6 protein-coding genes are annotated in these 6,436 nt (G+C 39.4%); 4 read left to right on the top strand and 2 right to left on the bottom strand.

Features of this window, described 5'->3' with window-relative positions; all coding sequences use genetic code 11:
* Positions 1 to 334 (top strand): thiol-disulfide oxidoreductase DCC family protein (locus ACZFYI_RS13590; RefSeq protein WP_462524672.1); only part of this gene is annotated, 334 nt, incomplete at its 5' end.
* A gap of 334 nt (positions 335 to 668) precedes the next feature.
* Complete coding sequence (fabD, locus tag ACZFYI_RS13595) at positions 669 to 1,544, top strand: ACP S-malonyltransferase (protein ID WP_462524673.1); 876 nt, start codon at positions 669 to 671, stop codon at positions 1,542 to 1,544.
* Positions 1,545 to 1,647: 103 nt separating this feature from the next.
* Here the strand turns inward: fabD and folK are convergent, their stop codons facing one another.
* Positions 1,648 to 2,133 carry a 2-amino-4-hydroxy-6-hydroxymethyldihydropteridine diphosphokinase gene (gene folK / locus ACZFYI_RS13600; RefSeq protein ID WP_462524674.1) on the bottom strand — a complete coding sequence of 162 codons (486 nt, stop codon included), beginning with the start codon at positions 2,131 to 2,133 and terminating at the stop codon, positions 1,648 to 1,650.
* Positions 2,134 to 2,204: 71 nt separating this feature from the next.
* Here folK and sppA point away from each other — a divergent pair, with 71 nt between their 5' ends.
* A complete protein-coding gene (sppA, locus tag ACZFYI_RS13605; protein WP_462524675.1) occupies positions 2,205 to 3,968 on the top strand; it encodes a signal peptide peptidase SppA in 1,764 nt (587 codons plus the stop codon).
* A 28-nt stretch (positions 3,969 to 3,996) separates the two neighbouring features.
* Here sppA and ACZFYI_RS13610 read toward each other — a convergent pair whose 3' ends face one another.
* Complete coding sequence (locus ACZFYI_RS13610) at positions 3,997 to 4,893, bottom strand: flavin reductase family protein (protein ID WP_462524676.1); 897 nt, start codon at positions 4,891 to 4,893, stop codon at positions 3,997 to 3,999.
* Positions 4,894 to 5,077: 184 nt separating this feature from the next.
* On the opposite strand from ACZFYI_RS13610, the gene ACZFYI_RS13615 reads away from it, so the two are divergent.
* Positions 5,078 to 5,845 (top strand): endonuclease/exonuclease/phosphatase family protein, encoded by a 768-nt coding sequence (locus ACZFYI_RS13615; RefSeq protein WP_462524677.1) that lies wholly within the window; start codon positions 5,078 to 5,080, stop codon positions 5,843 to 5,845.
* Positions 5,846 to 6,436 lie beyond the last annotated feature (591 nt).

The following is a 6,436-nucleotide window of genomic DNA, read 5'->3' on the forward strand; positions in this document are numbered from 1 at the left end:
TGTTATCAAAAGGGATAAAAAAGACAGATTTAAATTTGGGGCACTTCAAGACTCTTCAACCAAAAATATTCTGAAAGATTATAAAATCAATGAGGATTACATTGATTCTATCATTTTGATAAGGGGTGATCAAGTTTTTTATAAGAGCGAAGCCGCACTCGAAATCTCCAGAAATCTTGGAAGTCTTTGGCCTGCTATGTATGTGTTCAATATTGTCCCATCGTTTATCCGGGATCCGGTATATGATTGGATTGCAAAAAACAGGTATAAATGGTTTGGAAAAAAAGAAACATGCAGGATTCCAACTCAGGAAGAAAAATCAAAATTTTTGTAGTCAAAAGATCAAAAATTTAGATTGAGTTTGACTTATTCTAGGATTTTTATTTTAGGCCATTCCCTGATATTTTTTCATTGATCTGGTTGAAATTATGGTAATGATCGGATATTTTGAACCCTCATACAAAATATAGGATGATCTTAATGAAAAGAAATCCAATTTCATCGCCATTTTTGATGACAACCCATAATCTATAATGATTTGGATCAATCCAAAATCATAATAAAATTCCTGAGCAAGAGACGATTCATTACGATGAAAATAGAGGCAAAACACAGGCTAATTTTTTTTGATATATTTGCCCTTCGTTAATCTAAATAAACCGTAAATTATGAAAGCATACGTTTTTCCGGGACAAGGGGCACAGTTTTCAGGTATGGGTAAAGACCTGTATGAAAGCAGTGCAGAAGCCAAAGACCTTTTCGAAAAAGCCAATGAAATATTGGGATTCAGGATTTCTGACATCATGTTTGGAGGAACGGAGGAAGAATTGAAGCAGACCAAAGTTACCCAACCGGCCATCTTTTTGCATTCGGTGATTTTGGCCAAAACTGCTCCGGATTTCAAACCTGATATGGTTGCAGGTCACTCTTTGGGCGAATTTTCGGCCTTAGTCGCTAACGGAACACTTGCCTTAGAGGATGGTCTAAGATTAGTCTACCAACGTGCACTTGCTATGCAGGAAGCCTGTGAAATCAATCCTTCGGGAATGGCTGCAATTTTGGGTCTTGAAGATGAAAAAGTTGAAGAAATCTGCGCTTCTATCACAGATGAGATTGTCGTTCCGGCCAATTACAATTGCCCGGGACAATTGGTCATCTCCGGAACAAACAAAGGAATAGAAATCGCCTGTGAAAAAATGAAAGAAGCCGGTGCCAAAAGAGCATTGCCTTTGCCTGTCGGAGGGGCATTCCACTCCCCATTGATGGAACCTGCCGGCGAGAAACTTCGAAAAGCCATCGAGTCCACAACTTTTCATCAGCCTAGCTGCCCTGTTTATCAAAACGTAAGCACAACAGGTGTAAGCAATGTTGAAGAAATCAAGAAAAACCTGATTGCCCAACTTACTGCCCCTGTCAAGTGGACCCAATCTGTCCAAAACATGGTGGCAGACGGCGCAACTCTATTTGTCGAATGTGGTCCAGGAAAAGTACTTCAAGGTCTTGTCAAAAAAATCCACAAAGAAGCTGAAGTCGGTAGTATTTAAAAAATATTGGTTAATTGGTTAATTGGTTAATTGAAAAATCAATATTTTTTTGCTTGAAAAAGTAAAAAGCAAGAGAAGCCATTCCGAAACAGGGATGGCTTCTTCATTTTTTAAAGTGTTTCACACTTGATTTATCAGGACATATTTTCAGGAGTTCTTTGTTGGTTTTATTTAGGACAGGATGAAGCTGATCAGGTAAGATTTCAGTCAGCGGTTCTAAGACAAACCTTCTGTCTTGGATATAGGGATGAGGAATAGTCAACCTTTCTGAGTTGAAAATTTTATTTCCAAGGTAAAGGATATCAATATCCATCGTCCGATCACCCCACTTTTCCTCCCTTTTTCTTCCCATTTTCAATTCAATTTCCAAAATGATATCCAGAATTTCTTCGGGGAGAAATGTGGTATTGAAAACAAGAACCTGATTCAGGTAATTTCCTGAGGATTTTCCACCCCAAGCTTCCGTTTCAAAAATGGAGGAGTTAAGTACCAGAGGTCCAAAATGTGAAACCAACATTCCGGCACTCGCTTCCAATAATCTTACCCTGTCACCAAGATTCCCCCCTAATATAAAAACCACTTGATACATTCTGCTGTTAAGGTTTGTATTGCACTAAACTTAAAGAAAAAAGAAGTAATTTTGGTCTAAAATTAATGAATATGAAATTTCTTGGTAACGTTTTGGCAGTCATCGTAGGCTTGCTGATATTTTCAGTAATGAGTTTTTTTATCCTTGCGGGAATCGTCGCAGTGATATCTACATCCTCGGATAGTGATGTGGATGTGAAAGAAAATACTGTCCTTGTATTGAATCTTGAAGGCAGGTCCTTGGTCGAAAGAAGCAGTGAAGATGATCCTGATTTTTCATCCATTAATTTATTTGGCGGTGTTTCCACGGTGGGCCTTACTTCTTTGAAAAGGGCTATTGAGACAGCCAAAGACAATGAAAATGTCAAAGGTATCTTTATCAAAGCCGGAACTTTTTCTGCAGGTCAGGCAGGTATCAAGGAACTGAGAGATGCGCTTAAGGATTTCAAGTCATCGGGAAAATTCATCGTGAGTTATGGGGAGTACTATACCGAAGGCGGATATTTTCTCAGTTCAGTTTCAGATGAGATTTATATCAATCCCTCAGGTTTGATGGAGTTCAATGGCTTTGCCTCCGAAGTGGTGTTCTTCAAAGGAATGTTTGAAAAGCTTGAAATCGAACCGCAGGTTTTCCGTGTAGGGGATTTCAAAAGTGCTGTTGAGCCATTTATTCTGGATAAAATGAGTGATTCAAGCAGACTTCAAACAGCTTCTTTCCTGAATGACCTGAATAATTTTGCCTTGAATGAAATCAGTGAAAGCCGTGGAATTTCCTTGGATTCGATCACAGAAATCAACTCCAAAATGCTCGTCCGAAAACTCAGTGATGCTTTGAAATACAAACTTGTGGACGGATTGTGGTATGAAGATCAGGTTATTGACCTCATGAAAGAAAAGCTCGGACTTGGTGAGGAAGATAAAATCAATACCATCAACATGACAGGCATCAATAGGTCGTCCAAGACAAAAAACCTGACTTCCAAAAACAGAATAGCCATTATCGTAGCAGAAGGGGATATCGTCAGTGGCAAATCTGAAGGAGTCATTGCTTCTGATAGATTCAAAGAAGAGATCAAAAAAGCAAGACAAAATAAAGACGTCAAGGCTATTGTATTAAGGGTCAATTCACCGGGGGGTTCTGCTTTGGCATCTGAGGTGATTTGGAGAGAACTGGATTTAGCCAGTAAAGAAAAACCGGTTATCGCATCAATGGGTGAAGTAGCCGCTTCCGGAGGTTATTATATTGCTGCGGCAGCAGACACCATCGTGGCACAGCCAAACACGATAACAGGTTCCATCGGGATTTTTGCGATGTGGTTCAATGCCCAAGGTCTTTTGAACAACAAGCTCGGAATCACCACAGATGTGGTCAAGACAGGTGAACTATCAGACTTTTTGACCCCAACAAGAAAAATTTCTGAAATGGAAAAAAACATATTCCAAGCTCAGGTCGAGGAAGGATATGATATCTTTTTGACTAGGGTGGCTGACGGGAGAAACCGAAGCAAAGAAGAAATCATGAAAGTCGCATCGGGAAGGGTTTGGTCAGGTAATCAGGCCTTGGCAAATGGTTTGGTAGATGTATTGGGTGGATTGGATGATGCGGTCAAAATCGCAGCCGAAAAAGCAGGAGTTGCAGATGATTATCGCGTTGTGTATTATCCTCAGACCAGACCTTGGTTTGAAAGATTCCTGAGCGAGTTTACCAATGATGTACAGGTATTCTACCAAAAACAACAGCTTGGTACTTTCTATCCGATTTATAAACAAATAGAAAGTGTCCAAAAATACGAAGGTATGATGGTCAGAATGCCATACGATATTGTGATCAGATAATAAAAAAAGGAGCTAAATGCTCCTTTTTTTATTCCATTTTCTGAAGTAATATTTTCCAAGCAGTATTGACATCCCCTGATTCCAGGATTTCCTTTGCGTATTGGTGGAGGTGAAAATCAAAACTCTCAGGGTCATTTTTAAACCGCAGTTTCATTTCTTGAATAATACTATCCTTTGAATATTCCTCGACTTCAGTTTGTCCAGGAATATTTTCGCAATTTCCCAATCTGCCAAGGTTATTTCCTGTCAGTACCGCACTGTTCCGGATGTTTACAGGGATGTTATCCACGCCGATACCTTTGTTTCTGAGAGGTTTGGCTATTTCAAATAAGGCTTCGCCGTTTGCCCTGCAATACCAATCCCCTCCCATCCGTGCCACTGCATCTAACTTCTGCGGGGATATTTGTCCATTTTCATCCAAAATTTCCTCAGAAATATGTGCCAATAATACCTCACAGATCACCAGATTGGCCGAACCGCCACCCTCTCCGATTGGCAATACCTCAAGCACTTTACATTCGAAGGCTACAGGAGTTTCCTTCACTCTTGGAGGTTTAACCAGCAAAGAGGCTTCCTCTGTAAACCCGGATTTGACAAATTCATTGACACCTTTTTCGTATTCTGTACTTGCCAGGGACATTTGCTCCACCATAGGGAAGTTGACAATATTGATCACGACCTCAGGGACTTCCAAGACATTATCCAAACTGTGCTTGGATGTATTGTCCCTGACCCTGCGGGAAGGCGAAAAAACCAATACAGGGGGATTGGTGCCAAAGACATTGAAGAAACTGAAAGGACTTAAATTGACATTCCCTTCTTTGTCCATCGTGCTTGCAAATGCTATGGGACGGGGAGCAACTGCACCGAGCAGGTAGCTGTGAAATTGGGCAATCGAAACATCTTTAGGGTTGATGGTCTTCATTTCTTAATTTTATGATAATAACAATGCTTTCTATTAACGGTTCGGCAAGGCCTATTTTTATTTCTAAATTTAAAAACCAAAATACACAAAGCCCATGATACCTTCATCATTTCGTATATATTCTCTTATTGCCTTGTTTTTTATATCCGTTTCATATCCAGTTTCTTTTTCATTTGCCCAAAGCATGAACATAGCAACGTACAATATCCGGTTTGACAATCCCAATGATATAGGAAATCTGTGGAAAGACCGTGCTCCCCATTTGGTCAACCTAATCAAGTTTCACCAAATGGATATCATTGGTACCCAAGAAGGCATGTACCATCAGCTAGAAGAAATCAAAAATGAATTAGGCTTTCCTTATGTAGGCGTTGGCAGGGACAAAGGTGGAAAGGAAGGTGAATTCAGTGCGGTTTTTTACAATCCGGAAAAAGTGAAAGTTTTGGACCAAAGTACATTTTGGCTTTCCGAAACACCCGAAATCCCCTCAAAAGGATGGGATGCCGCCCTGAACAGGGTGTGTACCTGGGTGAAATTTGAAGGCAATGATGGTAAAAGGTTTTATGTATTCAATATCCATTATGACCATATCGGCCAAAAGGCAAGGGAGGAAAGCAGCAAATTGGTGATCAGGAAAATCAAAGAAATCAACAAAGAAAACCTTCCTGTGGTCTTCATCGGCGATTTCAACGTCATGCCGGACAATCCCGCTTACAAAACTGTTTTGGACAATTCTGATATGCAGGATAGTCGTTTGATCTCAAAAACCCCATCAATTGGAAACCAAGGAACGTTCAACGGATATAATTGGGAGAAGCTTCCAGAGGGAATCATTGACCATATCTTTGTCAGTCCAAATATCACTGTACTCCGGCACGGAATCCTTACAGACAATTATGGACTGAAATACCCTTCAGATCATTTTCCTGTGATGGTGGAGATAAGTTGGTGATAATTCTAGCAGAGGGTAATATTCCTATCTGTAGTTAAACTTTGACTACTTCGACTGGGTGGAATTTGTAATTCCATCCTTTTATCATTTCCAATTTGCAATTGGATACTAATCATAAACCTCTTATCGAAAGGTAATTCTAGTTTAATGAATTACAAATTCAATAAACTAGAAAATTGTAGTTAAAAACTAGATTTAGCGGTTACGCCTTTCTACGGATTAGAGGGAAATTGAAAGTATCGGTTTTTAAGTCACTGGTTTGGCAAATAGAAGAATCTTATTTACCAAAATCAGTAAAGTAATCTCCTTGTTTTGGCTACTTCGAGCAACAGCCGCGAAGAGCTACTCTGAATGCGGAGCTAATTTCTTGTGTGACCATTGTAATTTTCAAAGATCACCTACAATCATATATTTCAGAAGATTGCAAAAATTAAATATTACAATTACAGAAAGAACACACAATAAGAATAAATAACCTGAAAAATATTCCATGAAAATCAAAAACCTAACATTCCTTTTTATGACTATTCGGAATGTTGCACCTACGGGTAAATAGAAGCTACAATTAATCTGTTGAACAATTTTTCTCCA

Source organism: Aquiflexum sp. (assembly GCF_977115555.1).